This window comes from Flavobacterium sp. LMO8, from assembly GCF_009495755.1.
Classification (GTDB): domain Bacteria; phylum Bacteroidota; class Bacteroidia; order Flavobacteriales; family Flavobacteriaceae; genus Flavobacterium.
Genome location: NZ_WIBJ01000003.1, coordinates 12042 through 30635 on the forward strand (window position 1 = coordinate 12042; position 18594 = coordinate 30635).

Sequence of the window (18594 nt, forward strand, 5' to 3'; positions counted from 1 at the left end):
TTTTTTTATTTCCGCAAAAATAGTAAATTAGCGGTTAATAATTATTGTAAAACTTCATGAAAAAAATCACGTATTTCCTTTTAGGTTGTGTTATTTTTGCTCCAGTTCACAGTCAAAATAAAACAAAAAAAATGTCTGATAAAATACAGCCACCAGTTGCTAAAATTGTTCCAAAAACATTAGAAAAGCACGGTGATAAAAGAATTGATAACTATTATTGGTTAAACGAAAGAGAAAATCCAGAAGTTATTGATTACTTAAATAAAGAAAACGAATATTATCAAAAATCAACAGCTCATACCAAACAATTTCAAGACGAATTGTTCTTGGAAATGAAAGCTAGAATTAAAGAAGATGATAGTTCAGTTCCTTATTTATACAATGGTTATTACTACATCACTCGTTTCGAAAAAGGGAAAGATTACCCAATTTATTCTCGTAAAAAAGGCAGCTTAGAGGCGAAAGAAGAAATTATGTTTGATTGCAATGAAATGGCAAAAGGTCACGCTTATTTCAATTTATCAGGATTAAACATCAGTGAAGATAACAAATGGGTGGCGTTTGGAGTGGATTTGGTATCAAGAAGACAATATACGATTCAAATTAAAAACTTAGAAACAGGTGAAATTCTTCCAGTGAAATTAGAAAACACTACTGGAGGTTCAACTTGGGCCGGCGATAACAAAACCTTGTTTTACACTCGTAAAGATTCGCAAACCTTACGTTCAGATAAAATTTATAAACATACTTTAGGAACTGATGCCTCGGCAGATGCAATGGTGTTTCATGAAAAAGACGATACGTTCAACACGTTTGTTTACAAAGAAAAATCTAAAAAATATTTAGTAATTGGTTCGTCAAGTACGTTGACTTCTGAGTACCAAATTTTAGATGCGAAAAATCCGAATGGAGAATTTAAAGTTTTCCAAAAAAGAACGCGTGGATTAGAATATTCGATTTCGCATTATGGCGATAGTTTTTACATCGTAACCAATAAAGACAACGCAACGAACTTTAAATTGATGAAAACTCCAGAAACAGCTACTTCAGCTGAAAACTGGAAAGACTTAATTGGACACAGAAAAGACGTTTTATTAGAAGGAATCGAAATTTTCAAAGATTATTTAGTTGTTGAAGAACGTTCAAATGGTTTGAATAAAATTCAAATTCGTCCATGGAATGGAAAAGGCGAGTACTATTTACCATTCGAAAGCGAAACATATACCGCTTACACAACCACAAACGTAGATTTTAATACTGAAATTCTTCGTTATGGTTACCAATCAATGGCAACACCATCTTCTGTGATTGATTTCAATATGAGTACTCAGGAGAAAAAAGTATTGAAAGAGCAAGAAGTATTAGGTGGAAAATTCGATAAGAACAATTATGTAGAAGAAAGAGTTTGGGCAACCGCAACCGACGGAACTAAAGTGCCAATCTCTATGGTGTATAGAAAAGGGATTAATAAAGACCGTAATAATCCATTGTTGTTATACGCTTATGGTTCGTATGGAGCTACTATGGATCCTTATTTTTCATCAACTCGTTTGAGTTTATTGGATAGAGGATTTATCTATGCGATTGCGCACATTAGAGGAGGCGAGGACTTAGGAAGAGAGTGGTATGAGAACGGAAAACTTTTGAAAAAAATTAACACTTTCACCGATTTTATTGACTGTTCAAAATTTGTGATTGCAGAAAAATACACTTCGGCTGAACATTTGTACGCAGAAGGTGGATCGGCTGGTGGTTTGTTAATGGGAGCAATTGTTAATATGGCGCCAGAATTATACAACGGAGTAATTGCACAAGTACCGTTTGTGGATGTGGTTACCACCATGTTAGATGATACGATTCCGTTGACAACTGGAGAGTATGACGAATGGGGAAATCCGAACGAAAAAGTATATTATGATTACATGCTTTCGTATTCGCCATACGACCAAGTTAAAAAGCAAGATTATCCAAATATGTATGTGTCTACAGGGCTTCATGACTCGCAAGTACAATATTTTGAACCTGCAAAATGGGTTGCAAAATTGCGTGTTATGAAAACTAATGACAAACAGTTATTCTTAGATACGAACATGGATGCAGGACATGGAGGAGCTTCAGGACGATTTGAAGCATTGAAAGAATTGGCTAAAGAATTTGCGTTTTTATTAGATTTAGAAAAAATTAAGAAGTAGTTCAATATTTTTTGTTAAATTTGCAAGGTTTTAGAAGTGTCTAATTTGACAATTTTTAGACATAAATAAGTATAAAATACTATAACTATTAGTAAAGCATAGTATTTTGGAAACATTAAAACAAACAGTATCTTCATATGAAAGAAGAAATAAAAGCCTATAATAGTGTATTAGATTTAATTGGGAATACACCATTAATCAAACTGCATAAAGTTTCAGCTGATTTAACAGGTAATTTCTATGCAAAAGTTGAAGCCTTTAATCCAGGACATTCTACCAAAGATCGTATTGCATTATATATTATTGAGGAAGCAGAAAGAAGAGGAATCTTAAAACCAGGTGATACAATTGTTGAAACTACATCAGGAAATACTGGATTTAGTTTGGCAATGGTAAGTATCATCAAAGGATATGATTGTATTTTAGCCGTAAGTTCAAAATCATCGAAAGATAAAATTGATATGTTACGTTCAATGGGAGCAAAGGTATATGTTTGCCCGGCTCACGTTTCTGCTGATGATGAGCGTTCTTACTATAATATTGCTAAAAGATTGCACGAAGAAACTAAAGATTCGGTTTATATTAACCAATATTTCAACGAGTTAAATGTTGATGCACATTATAAATCTACAGGGCCAGAAATTTGGGAACAAACTTGCGGTCAAATTACACACTTAGTAGCGTGTAGTGGAACTGGAGGAACTATTTCTGGAACAGCACGTTTCTTAAAAGAGCAAAATCCAAATATTAAAATTTTAGGAGTAGATGCTTTTGGTTCGGTTTTGAAAAAATACCACGAAACAAAAGAATTTGATAACGCTGAAATTTATCCATACCGTATTGAAGGTTTAGGAAAAAACTTAATTCCAACAGCTACCGATTTTGATATCATTGATAAATTTATCAAAGTATCAGATGAAGAAAGTGCTCATACAACAAGAGAATTAGCTAAGAAAGAAGGTTTATTTGTAGGATATACTTCTGGAGCCGCTTTTCAAGCAGTAAAACAATATGCTGAAGAAGGCGAATTTGATGCAAACAGTAAAGTAGTCATCATTTTCCCAGATCATGGTTCAAGATACATGAGTAAAGTATTTAGCGACGATTGGATGAACGAACAAGGTTTCTTTGATTCGGTTAACCAAGAAGAAGCTTTAAAAATTGAAATTATCAAGTAAATTGATTTTAGATATAGAAAATCCCAATCGAAAGATTGGGATTTTTGTTTAGATAATTATGGTGTATGCGGTTTTACGATTTCTCTATTACTCCTTTTTATTTTTAAAATTATACGAACAAATCTTTAATAAATTTTTGTTAAAGTTTTAAAATTGTATTTTTTGATAGTACTTTTGAAAAAAAAATAAAGATGACAAACTTAGATCAAAATACGTGGTGGAGCCAGTTTTTGCAAGATGCAAATGGTGTAATAGTAGATGTTCGTACCGAAGATGAATTTAACGATGGTTTTATTCCAGGTGCTATTAATATTGATATATATAAAGGACAAGGTTTTATTTATAGAGTAGAGGAGTTAGACAAATCGAAAAACTATTATGTGTATTGTGCCGCTGGAGTACGTAGTGCCAACGCTTGTAACGCCATGGAACAATTAGGTTTTGAGAACACTTTTAACTTACTAGGTGGTTTTTCTAATTGGGAAGGACCAACAGAATAAAAAAAATCCGCTTAAGAGCGGTTTTTTTTGGTTTGTTGGGATAGAATGCAATTCCGTGCTAGCTAGTTTTTTTATTCTTTAAGAACTGAATGCATTTCGACTATATTCTATTTCTAGAAATTCTATTCCTGTTTTGAATGGTTCATTCTGTTTTTTTAAAAAATCAATATTAGTTTTATATTGTTCAGTAAAATGTCGAAATTCTTTTACCATTCTCACTAATCCTGCAGGGCATAAGTAAGCTGGAGTATTTTGTCCTTTGTAACCTAATGATGGTATACTTTCATCAAATAAAATTTCTTCAACTTCAATTCCAAACATCTTTTTTACTGCATTATTTGATAATTGAATAAAATACGGAATTCTAACAACCTTAATCCTCATAAACCTTAGTTAGTCTAATATCTTTTTCAATAATATCTGGTTTTGTGTAATGTTGTAATCCATCAAACTCAATTATTAATTTTAGAGATTCACTTCTATAATCCGGTCGGCTTCTATAATTAATATCATTTATTTTGCCAAGAGTTTTATCATGAACCCAATCGTCAATATTTGGAAAAATTATTTTTAAATATTCATCTAATCCTGTTCGATGTATTCCAGTATCTTTATCAATTCCTGCTTTTCTTGCCAATTCGGAAGTCTCTCTTAAAAAGCCCCACTTGTTTTTAATCATAAGCTATTATTTTGGTAAATATAAAAAAAACAAACTTTACCCAACAAAAAATCCGCTTTTCAGCGGATTCTCTTATGTTAATCGTTTTAATTTATTTTTATCTAACAACGTAATCTTCTTACCCGTTAACTCAATATAACCTGATTTATTTAATTCGGATAACAATCGGATACAACTTTCAGTTGCGGTTCCAATCATTCCCGCTAATTCTTCTCTAGATAGTTGAATATGTAATGAGTCATCTTCGTTTTTACCAAAGGTTTCCTCTAAATAGAGTAATGTTTCAACTAATCGTTGTTTTACTGTTTTTTGTGCCATATTTACCATGTGGTCATCGGCATCTTTTAAATCTTCGCAAATCGTTTTCATCACATTCATCGAAAACTGATTGTTCTGCGTAAAAAACTGCATGACTTCGGTTCTTGGAATAAAACAAACTTCCATATCTTCTAAAGCAACAGCACTCAAATTCGCAGGTTCGTCACTAATCATAGAACGTTGTCCTAATAATTCGCCTGGTTTTACTAGTTTTACAATTTGGTCTTTTCCGTTATCACTAAGTTTGGAAAGCTTACAAACGCCTTCTTTTACACAATAAATACCATTAGTTACTTCTCCTTCTTCAAAGATTGATTCCCCTTTTTTAATAGTGTATGATGTTTTGCACTCGGCCATGCGAAGCAATTCTTCTTTATTTAAAGCTTTTAAAGAACTAAATTGCCTTACAATGCATTGTTCGCATTTACTCATTGAAATGAATTTGTTTAATGTTTTACAAAATTACATAATTGTATGACAAATATCATATTTTGTTTTAAATTTATATGTGACATTTGTTACAGGTAAAATGAGCAAATTTATGGACACAGAAAATTGTTTCCATTGTGGTAATGAAATAGTAAAAAAAGACGAGATTGTATTTGATGAAAAGAAGTTTTGTTGCAATGGTTGTAAAACCGTGTACGAAATTTTTAGTCAAAATGATTTAACGTGTTATTACGATTTTCAGGCAGCACCCGGCGCCACTCCACAAGACATTCAGGGCAAATATGACTTTTTAGACAATGAAGAAATTGTTTCAAAACTATTGGAATTCCAAGAGCGTACAACACATATTGTTTCACTCTACATTCCTCATATACACTGTAGTTCGTGTATTTGGATTCTGGAAAATCTACAAAGACTTCAATCAGGAATAAGTACTTCTCAAGTTAATTTTGGCGAAAAGAAAGTCCGAGTTACGTTTAATCCCGAAGAAACTTCTTTAAAAGATATTGTATACTTATTGAGTTCGATAGGTTACGAACCTTATATTTCTTTAGAAAATTTTGATGAAGGTAAGAAAAAAATCGACAGAAGTTTAATCTATAAAATAGGAGTAGCATTTTTCTGTTTTGGAAATATCATGCTGCTTTCGTTTCCTGAATATTTTGAAGTAGAAGAATATTGGATTGATCAATACCGAGGGTTTTTCCGTTGGTTGATTTTCGGATTATCGCTTCCTACGTTTATTTATTCAGCTTCTGGTTATTATGTTTCCGCTTGGAAAAGCATGAAATCAGGTTTATTGAATATTGATATTCCAATTGCTTTGGGAATTGTAGTCATGTTCGTAAGAAGTACAGTCGATATTATTTTTGATTACGGACAAGGTTTCTTTGATAGTATGGCAGGATTGATTTTCTTCATGTTATTAGGAAAGTTATTTCAAAAGAAAACGTATGATTTCCTTTCGTTTGAGCGCGATTATAAATCGTATTTTCCAATTGCCATCACGAAAATATTACCAAATGGTGAAGAAGAATCGGTTCAAGTTTATGATATTGAAAAAGGAGATAGATTATTGATTCGAAATCAAGAGTTAATTCCAGTTGATGGGATTTTAATTTCCGAAAAAGCTTCAATAGATTATAGTTTTGTTACTGGTGAAGCCGTTCCGATTGAGAAAAAATCAGGAGATAAAGTATTCGCAGGTGGAAAACAAATGGGAAAAGTCATCGAAATGGAAGTTTTGTTTTCAGTTTCAAATAGTTACTTGACGCAATTATGGAGCAACGATGTCTTCCAAAAACACGTAGAACAACAATACAAAAACATTACCGATAGAATTAGTCGCTATTTTACGCCAGCTTTATTAGCATTGGCAATAGTTTCTTTTATTTATTGGATATTTATTGATGTTACTACAGCATTTAATGTTTTTACTGCGATTTTGATTGTGGCGTGCCCATGTGCTTTGGCATTAACGGCTCCGTTCACATTGGGAAATGTTTTACGAATTTTAGGCAAACGAAAATTATATTTAAAAAATGCTTTAGTCGTAGAACAACTAGCTAAAGTGGATACAATCGTTTTTGATAAAACAGGAACGATTACAACCAATAAAAAAACCGCTATTACTTATGAAGGAACGGAATTAAACGCTTCCGAATTAAAATTATTAAAGAATGTTTTACGAGGTTCGAATCATCCTTTAAGTAGAAGATTGTACGAGTTCATTCCGAATCAAGATAAAATGGAAACTTCAAGCTTCGAGGAAATCATAGGAAAAGGAATTTTCGCTGAAATCGATGGCAATACCGTAAAATTAGGTTCGTCACAATTTCTAAAAACCATGACGGAAAACACGCATAAGAAAACCAAAGTGCATGTGGAAATCAATGGACTTTACAAAGGAAGTTACGTGTTTAATAATCAGTACAGAAAAGGATTAGAGCAATTGTTTGATGATTTAGCAAAGCATTATAATTTGGTTGTTTTATCAGGTGATAATGATGGAGAACGTAGCATTTTAGAGAAAATGTTGCCAGCAAAAACCACTTTAGTTTTCAATCAAAAACCAGAGCAAAAACTACAATACATCGAACAATTACAAAAAGAAGGTAAAAACGTCATGATGGTAGGTGATGGTTTGAATGATGCTGGAGCCTTAGCTCAAAGTAATTTGGGATTATCAATTTCAGAAAACGTAAATGTATTCTCGCCAGCTTGCGATGGTATTTTAGATGCTTCTCAGTTTGATAAGATTGCTTTTTTTATGAAGTATTCTAAAAATGCTATGAAAACAATTTATTTGAGTTTCGGGCTTTCACTTTTATATAATGTTGTAGGACTAAGTTATGCGATAACAGGCGAGTTAGATCCGATTGTAGCAGCTATAATTATGCCGCTTAGCACAATAACTATTGTGAGTTTTGTAACAATTCTTACAAATTTGTATGCAAGTAAGAAATAATTTTATTAAATTTAAGAAAATTTTAATACATGATAAAAGTCATGTTTTATAAAAGCGTGTGGAAGTAACTTTGTTAACACAAATTTAAGGTATGAGTGTCATTTATTTATTAATCACGATCAGTATAGTAGTTGCTATAGCTTTCTTAGTTGCTTTTATTAAAGCAGTTAAAAGTGGTCAGTATGATGATGATTATACACCATCCGTCAGAATGTTATTTGACGATGAAATTGTAAAAGAAAATCCAAACAAATTAATACAAACAGACAAACAAAAATCAATCTAAATTTATGGAGAAGCAACAATTTTATTACGACAACAAAATTGTAAGGAATTTCATCTACGCTAGTATCGTTTTCGGGGTAGTGGGGATGTTAGTAGGGCTTATTTTAGCTTTCCTATTTTTGTTTCCAAACTTAACGAGCGGGGTTTCGTTTTTAAGTTTTGGACGCTTAAGACCTTTACACACCAATGCGGTCATTTTTGCCTTCGTTGGTAACGCAATGTTTGCCGGTATTTATTACTCTATGCAACGTTTATTAAAGGCAAGAATGTTTAGCGACCTTTTAAGTAAAATTCACTTTTGGGGATGGCAGTTAATTATTGTTGCTGCAGCAATTTCATTACCATTAGGGTATTCTACTTCAAAAGAGTATGCAGAATTAGAATGGCCAATTGATATTGCAATTGCTCTTATTTGGGTGGTTTTTGGTATCAACATGATTGGAACCATTATTAAAAGAAGAGAACGTCATATTTATGTAGCCATTTGGTTTTACATTGCTACGTTTGTAACGGTTGCAGTACTACATATTTTTAATAGTTTAGAATTGCCAGTTTCAGCAATGAAATCATATTCAGTATATGCAGGTGTTCAAGATGCTTTAGTACAATGGTGGTATGGTCATAATGCGGTAGCATTTTTCTTAACTACGCCGTTCTTAGGTATGATGTATTACTTTGTTCCAAAAGTTGCAAATCGTCCTGTGTACTCATATAGATTATCAATCATTCACTTTTGGTCGTTAATCTTCATTTATATTTGGGCTGGACCTCATCACTTATTATACACTGCTTTACCAGATTGGGCTCAAAACTTAGGAGTAGTTTTCTCAGTAATGTTGATTGCTCCATCTTGGGGAGGTATGATTAATGGATTATTAACATTAAGAGGGGTTTGGGATAAAGTACGTACGGATGCAGTATTGAAATTTTTCGTAGTAGCTATTACAGGTTATGGTATGGCAACTTTTGAAGGACCAATGTTATCGCTTAAAAATGTTAACGCTATTGCGCATTTTACAGACTGGATTATTGCTCACGTTCACGTTGGTGCTTTAGCTTGGAATGGTTTCTTATCATTTGGTATGATTTATTGGTTAATCCCAAGAATGATGAAAACAAAATTATTCTCTGAAAAATTAGCTAACTTCCATTTTTGGATTGGTACTTTAGGTATTATTTTATATTCGCTTCCAATGTATGTAGCTGGTTTTACGCAAGCTTCTATGTGGAAACAATTCAAGCCAGACGGTGGTGCTTTACAATACGGAAACTTCCTTGAAACAGTAACCGAATTAATGCCAATGTATTGGATGCGTGCTATTGGGGGGACTTTATATCTTACAGGAGTTATCGTATTAGTGTACAATATTATTAGAACAGTTAGACAAGGTTCTCCAGTAGAAAACGAATTAGTAGAAGCTCCAGCTTTAGCTGTAATTTCTCCAAACCGTTTAAAAGGTGAAAAATTACACTCTTGGTTAGAAAGAAAACCAGTTCAGTTCATGTTATTGACTACAGTTGCTATTTTAATTGGAGGTTTAATCCAAATTTTACCAACGATTTTAGTAAAATCTAATATTCCAACGATATCAGCAGTTAAACCTTATACACCACTTGAATTAGAAGGTAGAGATTTATACATCCGTGAAGGTTGTGTGGGATGTCACTCACAAATGGTTCGTCCATTCCGTTCTGAAGTTGAGCGTTATGGTGAGTATTCTAAAGCAGGAGAATTTGTTTATGACCATCCATTCTTATGGGGTTCTAAACGTACTGGACCAGATTTAGCTCGTGAAGGTGTTAAAGGAAAACCATTCAACGGAGGTAGAGATGATGTATGGCATTTTAACCACATGTATGATCCTCAAGGTTTAAATGAGAAATCAATTATGCCTAGATACCAATGGTTGATTAAGAATGAATTAGATAAATCGTCAACTCAAGATAAAATGAGAGCTATGGTTACATTAGGTGTTCCTTATACAGATGCCGAAATTAATAATGCACTTAAACACATGGATGAACAAGCTACTAAAATTGAAACCAATTTATTAGCCAATCCAGATATTAAGAAATCATTTGGAGTTCAAACAGCATCTCCATTAAAAGATAGAGAGATTGTAGCACTTATTGCTTATTTACAAAGATTAGGTACAGATACTCAAGTTAAAAAATAATAATTATGCTAAAGTTCATTAAACATAATTTAGAAACCATAACGGGGGTAGAAATTTATCCAATCATTTCATTGACAATATTCTTTACAGCGTTTGTATTGTTCACGGTTTGGGCATTTACTTACAGTAAAGAAAAAATCAAGGAAATTAGCGAAATGCCATTAAACGACGAATAGTCATAATTATAATTTACTGAAGCTGAAACAATCATAAAGCTTTATTTTATGGTTGTTCAGGTTCTCATAACATCAAATTTTCTACATATGAAAAAATTAATTCCATCATACGTAAGAGTTCCACTTCTGTTTGCAGTCGTTTTTGCAGCATTGGAATATTTTATCGATTCAGGAGATAAGCCAGCATTTATAAAGTTTCCAATGGTAGCTTTGTTTTTAGGAGTATTCCTGTTTTTATTGATAGCTATCGAAATCGTAATCGATGCTGTTGATAAAGTTACCTATCATTTACTTACAGATGAACAAAAGCAACAATTAGCAAATGCTCAATCAGTTTCTTTTACAGAAAGTAAATGGTATCAAAACATAGTAAGTAAATTGACTCGTTCTAAAGAAATGGAAAGAGAAGAAGACATTATGTTAGACCATGATTACGATGGCATCAAAGAGTTAGACAATGTGTTACCACCTTGGTGGGTATATTTATTCTATGGTACAATAATATTCGCATTGGTATATATGGTTCGTTTTCATGTGATAAACGAATACGATCAAGAACAAGAATTTAAAAATGAAGTAGCGTTAGCAGAATTAGAGAAATCTAAATTACCAAAAAGCGCTGCTGATGAAGTAAGTTACGAAACCGTAGTTGTTGTAACCGATGCCACAAGTTTAGCAAAAGGAAAAGAAATTTTTACAAATGCTTGTGCAGCCTGTCACAAAGTAGATGGTGGAGGTTTAGTGGGACCAAACTTAACAGATGAACATTGGATTAACGGAGGAGGAATTAAAAATATCTTCAAGTTAATCTCTGAAGGAAGTAAAAACAATCCTTCAATGGTAGCTTGGAAAGGAAACTTATCTTCAACAGATATTCAAAGCGTATCAAGTTATATTTTAACTTTACAAGGAACTAAACCAGTTGGTGCAAAAGCAGCAGAAGGAGAAGTTTGGAATGAAACTGAAGAAGCTAAACCAGCAGCGGAAGCTGTTGTAGATTCAACAAAAGTTGCAGAACCTGCAAAAAAATAATAAGCTAGTAAAAAAGGTTTTGGGAAGTTCTCAAAACCTTTTTTAAACTAAAAATAAAAGTATCATGTCAAATTTACCAGACGAAAGTTTTAGAGATACCATTGCAACAATAGATGCAGAAGGAAAAAGAAATTTTATTCATCCTAAAAAACCTTCTGGACCATTTTATGAAAAAAGAAAACTATTAAGTTATTTTCTTTTGGTGTTTTTAATTGCTTCACCATTCATAAAAGTTAATGGGAATCAATTTTTAATGTTCAATGTATTAGAAAGACGTTTTAGTATTTTCGGATTTGCATTTTGGCCTCAAGACTTTCATTTGTTTGTCATTTCAATGATTGTTGGAGTGGTAGGGTTAACCTTATTTACAGTTGCTTTTGGACGTATTTTTTGTGGTTGGTTTTGTCCGCAGACTATTTTTATGGAAATGGTTTTCAGACGTATCGAGTATTGGATTGATGGAGATAGAGGCGCACAAATACGATTAGCAAAACAAAAGTGGGATACTGAAAAAATAAGAAAAAGAGTTACGAAATGGATTATCTTTTTTATTTTTTCATTCTTCATTGCCAATGTTTTCCTGGCGTATTTAATTAGCAGCGACGAGTTAATCAAGATGGTTACCGAAGGTCCAGTAAATAATTTAAGTACACTTATTGCTTTATTAATTTTTACAGGTGTATTCTATTTTGTATTCGCTTGGTTTAGAGAGCAAGTTTGTATTATTGCTTGTCCTTATGGAAGAATGCAAGGAGTTTTATTGGATAACAAATCCATAAATGTTGCCTATGACCATATTAGAGGAGAAAGTACAAACGGAAGGAAAAAATGGAGAAACGGAGAAGATAGAACTGCTGCAGGTTATGGTGATTGTATTGATTGTAACCAATGTGTCGTGGTTTGTCCAACAGGAATCGATATCAGAAATGGAACGCAATTAGAGTGTATCAATTGTACCGCTTGTATAGATGAATGCGATATCATTATGGATAAAGTAGGATTGCCAAAAGGTTTAATCCGATATGCAAGTGAAGATGAAATTGTAAAGAAAGAAAAGTTCAAGTTAACCGTTCGTATGAAAGGTTATATTGGAGTTTTAACTTTGTTAATTGGAGTTTTAATTGGCATGTTGTTCCTACGAAATGATGTAGAAGCCAACTTTTTACCAATGTCTGGACAAATGTTTCAACAAAATGGAGAAAATATTAGAAATTTCTATACTTATAAAGTAGTAAATAAAACAGAACAAGCATTTAATAATGTAACGGTTAAAATTATAAACTATAATGGAGAAGTAAAACTAGTAGGAAGTCCGGTAATTAAAGTGCCAAAACAGGGTTTAGTGAGCGGAACATTATACATAGATATTCTAGAAAGTTTACTTAAAGACGAAAAAGTACATCTAAAATTAGAATTATATAATGGAGATAAATTGATTGAAGAAACATCAACTAATTTCCAAGGACCTAGAAATTTTAATTAAAATAATATAAAATTGCTATTATGAAATCACTACTAACTACAAGTTTGCGTAAGCAAGCACCAAATAGAAAAAGCGATAACATATATGACAACTAAAAATAAAATTCACATATATGAAATTTAATTGGGGAACAGGAATTGTTATTGCTTTTGCGCTTTTTATGACATTTATTTTGTCGTATGTGTACAAAGTGCAATCAAATGATAAATATGATCACGAACTTGTAGTTGAAGATTATTACAAAAAAGAAGCATTAGTTCAAGGCGATATTGAAAAACAAGAAAATGCAAATGCATTAACAAATAAAGTTACTATTGAAAATACTGCTGAAGGAGTTAAAATTCAGTTTCCGGTAGATTTCGATTATTCAAAAATTAATGGAAAAGTGTCCTTTTATAGACCGTCAAGTCAGAAATTAGATTTTGAAATTCCGATTTCACTATCTAGTCCACATTTGCTCATACCTAAAAGTAATTTGGCTGGCGGTCTTTGGGACATTTCTATAGCTTGGAATTACGATGGTGTATCATATTTAAACAAAGAATCATTTAAATTTTAATGTTATATTCGGCTTTCATATTTGGGTTAATTAGTAGTTTTCACTGCATTGGAATGTGCGGTCCAATTGCTATGATGCTACCCGTTGATAGAAATAATGAAGTCAAAAAAATAACACAAATTATAACTTATCATATTGGAAAACTAGTTGCTTACGGAATTTTAGGCTTAGTTTTTGGATTATTAGGTAGAAGCTTCTATTTAGCAGGTATGCAACAGCAATTGTCTATAATTGTTGGAATTTTGATGATTTTAGTAGCTGTAATTCCTGAGAAAGTATTTGCTAAATATAATTTTTCTAAACCGGTTTATCGAATAATAACGAAAGTAAAATCCAGTTTAGGCCAACAGTTTAAAAACAAAAGTTATAAATCGTTGTTTACTATTGGATTGTTAAACGGTTTTTTACCATGTGGAATTGTTTATGTAGCGCTGTTTGGAGCAATTGCTATGCAAAATGTTAATTTAGGAATAGGGTATATGCTACTTTTCGGATTAGGAACAATTCCTATGATGGTAGCAGTAGTTTATGCTTCTGGATTGATTTCATTTTCATATAGAGGAACCATTCAAAAAGCCATACCGTTAGTAGCGGTTATTATTGGAATGTTATTTATTATAAGAGGTTTAGGGTTAGATATTCCATATTTATCACCAAGTAATATGAGTTTGTTTGTTCAATCTGAGGCAAATTGTCATTAGAATAAATTAGTTAATAGGGAAAAAAGAGTGTTGAAGCTTATACTTTAACACTCTTTTTTTGAATTTTTTGGCTAAATTTATGTAGTAAGTTTTGAAATTTAATTATAAACTGATTACTATAAATTCGCTTCGTCTATTTTTTTGATGATCATCTTCGCTACACGGAACGTCGTCTGAACAATTGTTTACTAATTGTGTTTCTCCATATCCTTTTGCTGTTAATCGGTTTCGGTTTATACCGTTTTTAACCATAAATTCTAAAGTAGATTTTGCTCTTCTGTCTGACAACAATTCGTTGTATTTGTGCGTTTGTCTACTATCGGTATGCGAACGAATATCAATTGTCATGTTAGGATATTGGTTCATTACGGCTATAATTTTTTCTAAATCTTCTGCAGCATCTGGTCTTATGTTCCATTTATCTAAATCGAAATAAATAATGCTCACACCAAGTATTTTAGCTAAATCGGTACCTATTTCGATAGGGAAAATATTTCGTTTTAATTCAATATTTAATTTAGATTCACCAGTTTTGTTAACAGGACCAAACGATTTTTCAGTGGTTTCATATTCTTCTTTTGAAGCTCTTACATAATATTTTTTATTGCATTCAATTTTAAAGGAATAGGCGCCTTTTTCTGAAGCAGTAGTTTCACTAATTTGATTCATTTTATCATCAAACAATATCACTTTTGCATATGGTAAAATTTCTTTTGTATCTACATCGGTAATTAAACCTGATAAAGTATGCGTACAAACGGTAAACGTGTAGATGTCATCATAACCACTTCCGCCATCTCTGTTAGATGAGAAAAATCCTAAATCATCTTTGTTGGTAACATAACCAAAATCATCCATCGGACTATTTAATGGCTTTCCAACATTAACTGGTTTTTCAAAAGAATTGTTAGCTGATTTTGCTTCAAAAATATCTAAACCACCAAGTCCTGGATGTCCATCTGATGCAAAAAACAAATTGTTATCAGCATCAATAAAAGGGAATGTTTCTCTTCCTTCGGTATTAATAGTTGGACCTAAATTTTCTGGTGAACCAAAATTACCATTAGAATCGATAGACACTTTGTACAAATCAGAATTTCCAAAACTTCCTGGCATATCCGAAGCAAAATACATGGTTTTTTCATCTGGACTTAACGTTGGATGTGCTGTTTTGTAATTATCGTTTGAAAAAGGAACTTCTTTTACATTCGTCCATTCGCCATTGACTAATTCAGCTTTGTAAATTTTTTCCATGATCACTTTGTCATCACTTTTACGTTTTTTACCGTCGTTGTAATTGTTTCGGGTAAAATACATGGTTTTTCCATCTTTTGTAAAAACAGGTGAGGACTCGTTAAATTTGGTATTCACGGTTTTAGAAAAGTTTTCTACGCTTCCTAATTTTCCATTATTATCGATTGAAGCCACGAATAAATCAGTAAAATTCTGTTTTGTCCAATCGTGAATTTTCGAATACTGATTACCTTCGCTTCTTGAAGAAGTAAATACAATTTGTTTTCCTAAAAATGTTGGTCCATAGTCAAAAAACTCGGAGTTTACATCGGTTTTATCCATGGTGTATTTTCCAGAAACGGCATCAATATCAGTTAAGTAGTCTTTATTTTGTTGATATAACTTGGCTCTAGAATCATCTGTTTTTTGAGCAAATAATTCCATGTACTGATTTGATTTTTCGTAGTTTCCTTTTGCTTTTAAGGCCTGCGCATATCTAAAATAATATTCAGAATCTACTTCTTGATTTAGTGCAAAAAGTTCGTCATACCATTTTGAAGCTTTATCTAATTCGCCATTGAAGTAATAAGCATTTCCTAATTTTTCGAATAATTCAACCGATTTGTATCCTTTTTCGGCCACTTTCTCATAAACTTCGATTGCATCAATATAGGAATATTTTTCGTATTTTTTGTCTGCTTTTTTAAGTTTAAATGCTTGTCCGAAAGCACCAATTGTGATACTTAAGACGAATACTAGTGTATATAATTTTTTCATAATCGGATAATTTAAAAGAATCTAGGTGCTGAGACTTTATTTCTGTTGAAAAACTCATATCGTAGGAATATCTCGTGAGAACCTGAATTGTAGTTAGCAAGTTTAGTTGTTTCTAAGTCATATCCATATCCAATAAACCATGAATCTGAAATTTGAAATCCTGCGAGTGCACTCACAGAGGCATCCCATCTGTATGCGGCACCAATAGTTAGCTTATCGAAGAATAAGAAGTTAGCAGTAACGTCTGCTTGTAAGGGAGCTCCTTCTACAATTTTACTTAAAACAGCGGGTTTAAAATCGATATTATCGCTAATTGTAAATACATGTCCAGCAATAAAATAGAAATGCATTTTTTCTTTTGTAATTTCTATGTTATTATCATTGTATCGATACGATTCGAAAAAATTAGGTACTGATAATCCAAAATAGGTTTTATCTGAAAACAGGTATAATCCAGCTCCAACATTTGGAGAAAATTCAGTGTCTACATTTTGAAACTGCGGGTCGGCTGGATCAAAAATCCTTAATTTATTAACGTCTAATTGAAATAAATTTGCAGTTCCTTTTAATCCTAATGACAATTTATAATTTTCAGATACTTGAATAAAATAAGCTAAATCGGCTGAAATTTCATTTTCAGATACTGGACCAATTTTATCATTTACAAAATTTAATCCTACACCAAAATTAGAATCTCCAATAGGCATATTTATGGAAAAATTGTTAGTTACTGGTGCTCCGTCTAATCCTACCCACTGATTTCTGTGAAGTAAAAAAGCTGTTATAGTTTCTCTAGAACCCGCATAAGCAGGGTTAACTAGAGGAGTATTGTACATATATTGCGTATATTGAGAATCCTGTTGAGAAAATATACTATGTAAAATAAATGCACAAATTATAGTTAGAATCGTTTTCATCTTTTTTGTATTTAAGTTACTTTAGTCGATTAACGGTTTAGATATAAATATCCTGATCGGTCATGATTTTTATTTTCTTCATCTATAAATTTCAGAATATAAAAATAGGTTCCATCTGGTAAAAGCTCGTTTTTATTAACAGTATTTCTACCTTCAGATATACCTTTGAACGATTTGAGAGCATTATTGTATCCTGTTTCGTCATAAACTAAAATTCCCCATCTGTTATAAATTTCTACTGAATTATTAGGATAACATTCAAGTCCGTCAATGAATAAGAAATCATTTGAACTATCATCATTTGGTGAAACAGCATTGTAAACTGTAATATCGCAAGCTGGTAACACCACACAATCGTCATTTACGTTTAGGTAAACTTCATAAATCATTGGACATGGATTATCTTGTAATTCAACAACATATTGTAATGTGTAATATCCTAAAGTTACATTTGTTGGATCAAAAATACTTCCTGATAATCCGCCTGAGTTTGTAACTTCACTCCAAGTACCTGTTGTCGGAATTGAATCGTCTAATATAGTAAATAAATCTATTGGATCTTCCTCAATACATATTGCGAATGGAATTGCATCAAAAGGCTCATTAACACTCACATTAATTGTTTGTGTGAAATTAGCTTCATTTCCACAGTTGTCTGAAACTGTCCATTCTCTAATTATTACATATTCATAAATTGAAATTATTGTAGATGTTTCATTGTAAACTACATCTTGTATAACTGAACAATTGTCTGTAAATCCTAATTGCGGTACAGCTGGTATTTCTGAACAAGAAACACTAATTTCTGAATCAATAGGAGTAGTCAACATTGGAGGTGTATTATCGAATACTGTTATGATTTGAGTATAACTTGCATTGTTGTTACAATCGTCAGTCAATGTCCAAGTTCTGTATAAGATATAATCTCCATCACATATTGAATTTGCGGTATCAATTGTATCTAATACTGAAATTAAAACATTATTATCACAATTATCACTTGCAGTTATGTTTGCCGGAGTAGGAATATTATCACATGAAACACTCACATTATCTGGTAATTGACTGGTAAAAACAGGAACTGTTGTATCTTGAATTGTAAATGTAGCAGTTGAAGAAGTACTATTTCCACAATCGTCTGTAGCTGTAAATGTTACACTAGCCGAACCAGAAGCACCGCATGAATAAGATAAAGCCGAGTAATTATTCGACCAAGTTACATTTGAACAAACATCAGTTGAACTAGCACCACCATTTGAAGCTAACCAAGCATTTAAGTCGGCAGTATTTCCATTACCATCACATTCTACAGTCATGTTGGCTGCTTGAATACTGATAACCGGAGCAATAGTATCTTGAATTGTAAATATAGCAGTTGAAGAAGTACTATTTCCACAATCATCAGTAGCTGTAAAAGTCACTGTAGCCGAACCCGTTGCTCCACAAGTATCAGATACTGAAGCGAAGTTA

The 18594-nt window shown here is 32.3% G+C and carries 17 protein-coding genes; 11 read left to right on the forward strand and 6 right to left on the reverse strand.

Annotation, left to right across the window (positions count from 1 at the left end; genetic code table 11):
* The first annotated feature begins 56 nt into the window (after nucleotides 1-56).
* The 3 genes from GFJ94_RS00100 (at nucleotide 57) to GFJ94_RS00110 (ending at nucleotide 3870) form a co-directional block, all read left to right on the forward strand.
* Nucleotides 57-2192: a S9 family peptidase gene (locus GFJ94_RS00100; protein WP_162523753.1), complete on the forward strand. Its 2136-nt coding sequence runs from the start codon at nucleotides 57-59 to the stop codon at nucleotides 2190-2192.
* Nucleotides 2193-2329: 137 nt separating this feature from the next.
* Nucleotides 2330-3370: a PLP-dependent cysteine synthase family protein gene (locus tag GFJ94_RS00105; RefSeq protein ID WP_153199203.1), complete on the forward strand. Its 1041-nt coding sequence runs from the start codon at nucleotides 2330-2332 to the stop codon at nucleotides 3368-3370.
* A 191-nt stretch (nucleotides 3371-3561) separates the two neighbouring features.
* Entirely contained in the window at nucleotides 3562-3870 is a 309-nt protein-coding gene (locus tag GFJ94_RS00110; protein WP_153199205.1) for a rhodanese-like domain-containing protein, read from the forward strand.
* A 78-nt stretch (nucleotides 3871-3948) separates the two neighbouring features.
* Here GFJ94_RS00110 and GFJ94_RS12590 read toward each other — a convergent pair whose 3' ends face one another.
* From GFJ94_RS12590 to GFJ94_RS00120, 3 genes are all read right to left on the reverse strand, one after another.
* Nucleotides 3949-4254: a hypothetical protein gene (locus GFJ94_RS12590; RefSeq protein ID WP_203228631.1), complete on the reverse strand. Its 306-nt coding sequence runs from the start codon at nucleotides 4252-4254 to the stop codon at nucleotides 3949-3951.
* Nucleotides 4244-4549 (reverse strand): hypothetical protein, encoded by a 306-nt coding sequence (locus tag GFJ94_RS12595; protein WP_203228632.1) that lies wholly within the window; start codon nucleotides 4547-4549, stop codon nucleotides 4244-4246. The genes GFJ94_RS12590 and GFJ94_RS12595 overlap by 11 nt, the downstream gene beginning before the upstream one ends.
* Before the next feature lie 72 nt (nucleotides 4550-4621).
* Entirely contained in the window at nucleotides 4622-5299 is a 678-nt protein-coding gene (locus GFJ94_RS00120; protein WP_153199208.1) for a Crp/Fnr family transcriptional regulator, read from the reverse strand.
* Between the two features lie 109 nt (nucleotides 5300-5408).
* On the opposite strand from GFJ94_RS00120, the gene GFJ94_RS00125 reads away from it, so the two are divergent.
* The 8 genes from GFJ94_RS00125 (at nucleotide 5409) to GFJ94_RS00160 (ending at nucleotide 14197) form a co-directional block, all read left to right on the forward strand.
* On the forward strand, nucleotides 5409-7784 hold the full coding sequence (locus GFJ94_RS00125; protein WP_153199210.1) for a heavy metal translocating P-type ATPase metal-binding domain-containing protein: 2376 nt from the start codon (nucleotides 5409-5411) through the stop codon (nucleotides 7782-7784).
* Between the two features lie 91 nt (nucleotides 7785-7875).
* Entirely contained in the window at nucleotides 7876-8070 is a 195-nt protein-coding gene (gene ccoS, locus GFJ94_RS00130) for a cbb3-type cytochrome oxidase assembly protein CcoS (protein ID WP_153199219.1), read from the forward strand.
* Between the two features lie 4 nt (nucleotides 8071-8074).
* The gene (gene ccoN, locus GFJ94_RS00135) at nucleotides 8075-10246 is read left to right on the forward strand and encodes a cytochrome-c oxidase, cbb3-type subunit I (RefSeq protein WP_153199221.1); all 2172 of its coding nucleotides are present in this window, start codon (nucleotides 8075-8077) and stop codon (nucleotides 10244-10246) included.
* Nucleotides 10247-10251: 5 nt separating this feature from the next.
* Nucleotides 10252-10422, forward strand: a complete 171-nt coding sequence (locus GFJ94_RS00140; protein WP_133607121.1) for a CcoQ/FixQ family Cbb3-type cytochrome c oxidase assembly chaperone — start codon at nucleotides 10252-10254, stop codon at nucleotides 10420-10422.
* Between the two features lie 87 nt (nucleotides 10423-10509).
* Complete coding sequence (locus GFJ94_RS00145) at nucleotides 10510-11454, forward strand: cbb3-type cytochrome c oxidase N-terminal domain-containing protein (protein ID WP_153199223.1); 945 nt, start codon at nucleotides 10510-10512, stop codon at nucleotides 11452-11454.
* A 64-nt stretch (nucleotides 11455-11518) separates the two neighbouring features.
* Nucleotides 11519-12937 carry a cytochrome c oxidase accessory protein CcoG gene (ccoG, locus tag GFJ94_RS00150; protein ID WP_153199225.1) on the forward strand — a complete coding sequence of 473 codons (1419 nt, stop codon included), beginning with the start codon at nucleotides 11519-11521 and terminating at the stop codon, nucleotides 12935-12937.
* 112 nt (nucleotides 12938-13049) lie between these two features.
* Nucleotides 13050-13496 (forward strand): FixH family protein, encoded by a 447-nt coding sequence (locus tag GFJ94_RS00155; RefSeq protein WP_153199227.1) that lies wholly within the window; start codon nucleotides 13050-13052, stop codon nucleotides 13494-13496.
* Nucleotides 13496-14197 carry a sulfite exporter TauE/SafE family protein gene (locus GFJ94_RS00160; RefSeq protein WP_153199229.1) on the forward strand — a complete coding sequence of 234 codons (702 nt, stop codon included), beginning with the start codon at nucleotides 13496-13498 and terminating at the stop codon, nucleotides 14195-14197. The genes GFJ94_RS00155 and GFJ94_RS00160 overlap by 1 nt, the downstream gene beginning before the upstream one ends.
* A gap of 102 nt (nucleotides 14198-14299) precedes the next feature.
* On the opposite strand, the gene GFJ94_RS00165 is transcribed toward GFJ94_RS00160, so the two are convergent.
* The 3 genes from GFJ94_RS00165 to GFJ94_RS00175 all read right to left on the reverse strand — a co-directional run.
* Nucleotides 14300-16207, reverse strand: coding sequence for an OmpA family protein (locus tag GFJ94_RS00165; protein WP_153199231.1), 1908 nt, complete (start codon nucleotides 16205-16207; stop codon nucleotides 14300-14302).
* Nucleotides 16208-16218: 11 nt separating this feature from the next.
* Nucleotides 16219-17124 carry a type IX secretion system membrane protein PorP/SprF gene (locus GFJ94_RS00170; protein ID WP_153199234.1) on the reverse strand — a complete coding sequence of 302 codons (906 nt, stop codon included), beginning with the start codon at nucleotides 17122-17124 and terminating at the stop codon, nucleotides 16219-16221.
* A 29-nt stretch (nucleotides 17125-17153) separates the two neighbouring features.
* Nucleotides 17154-18594 (reverse strand): gliding motility-associated C-terminal domain-containing protein (locus tag GFJ94_RS00175; RefSeq protein WP_162523754.1); only part of this gene is annotated, 1441 nt, incomplete at its 5' end.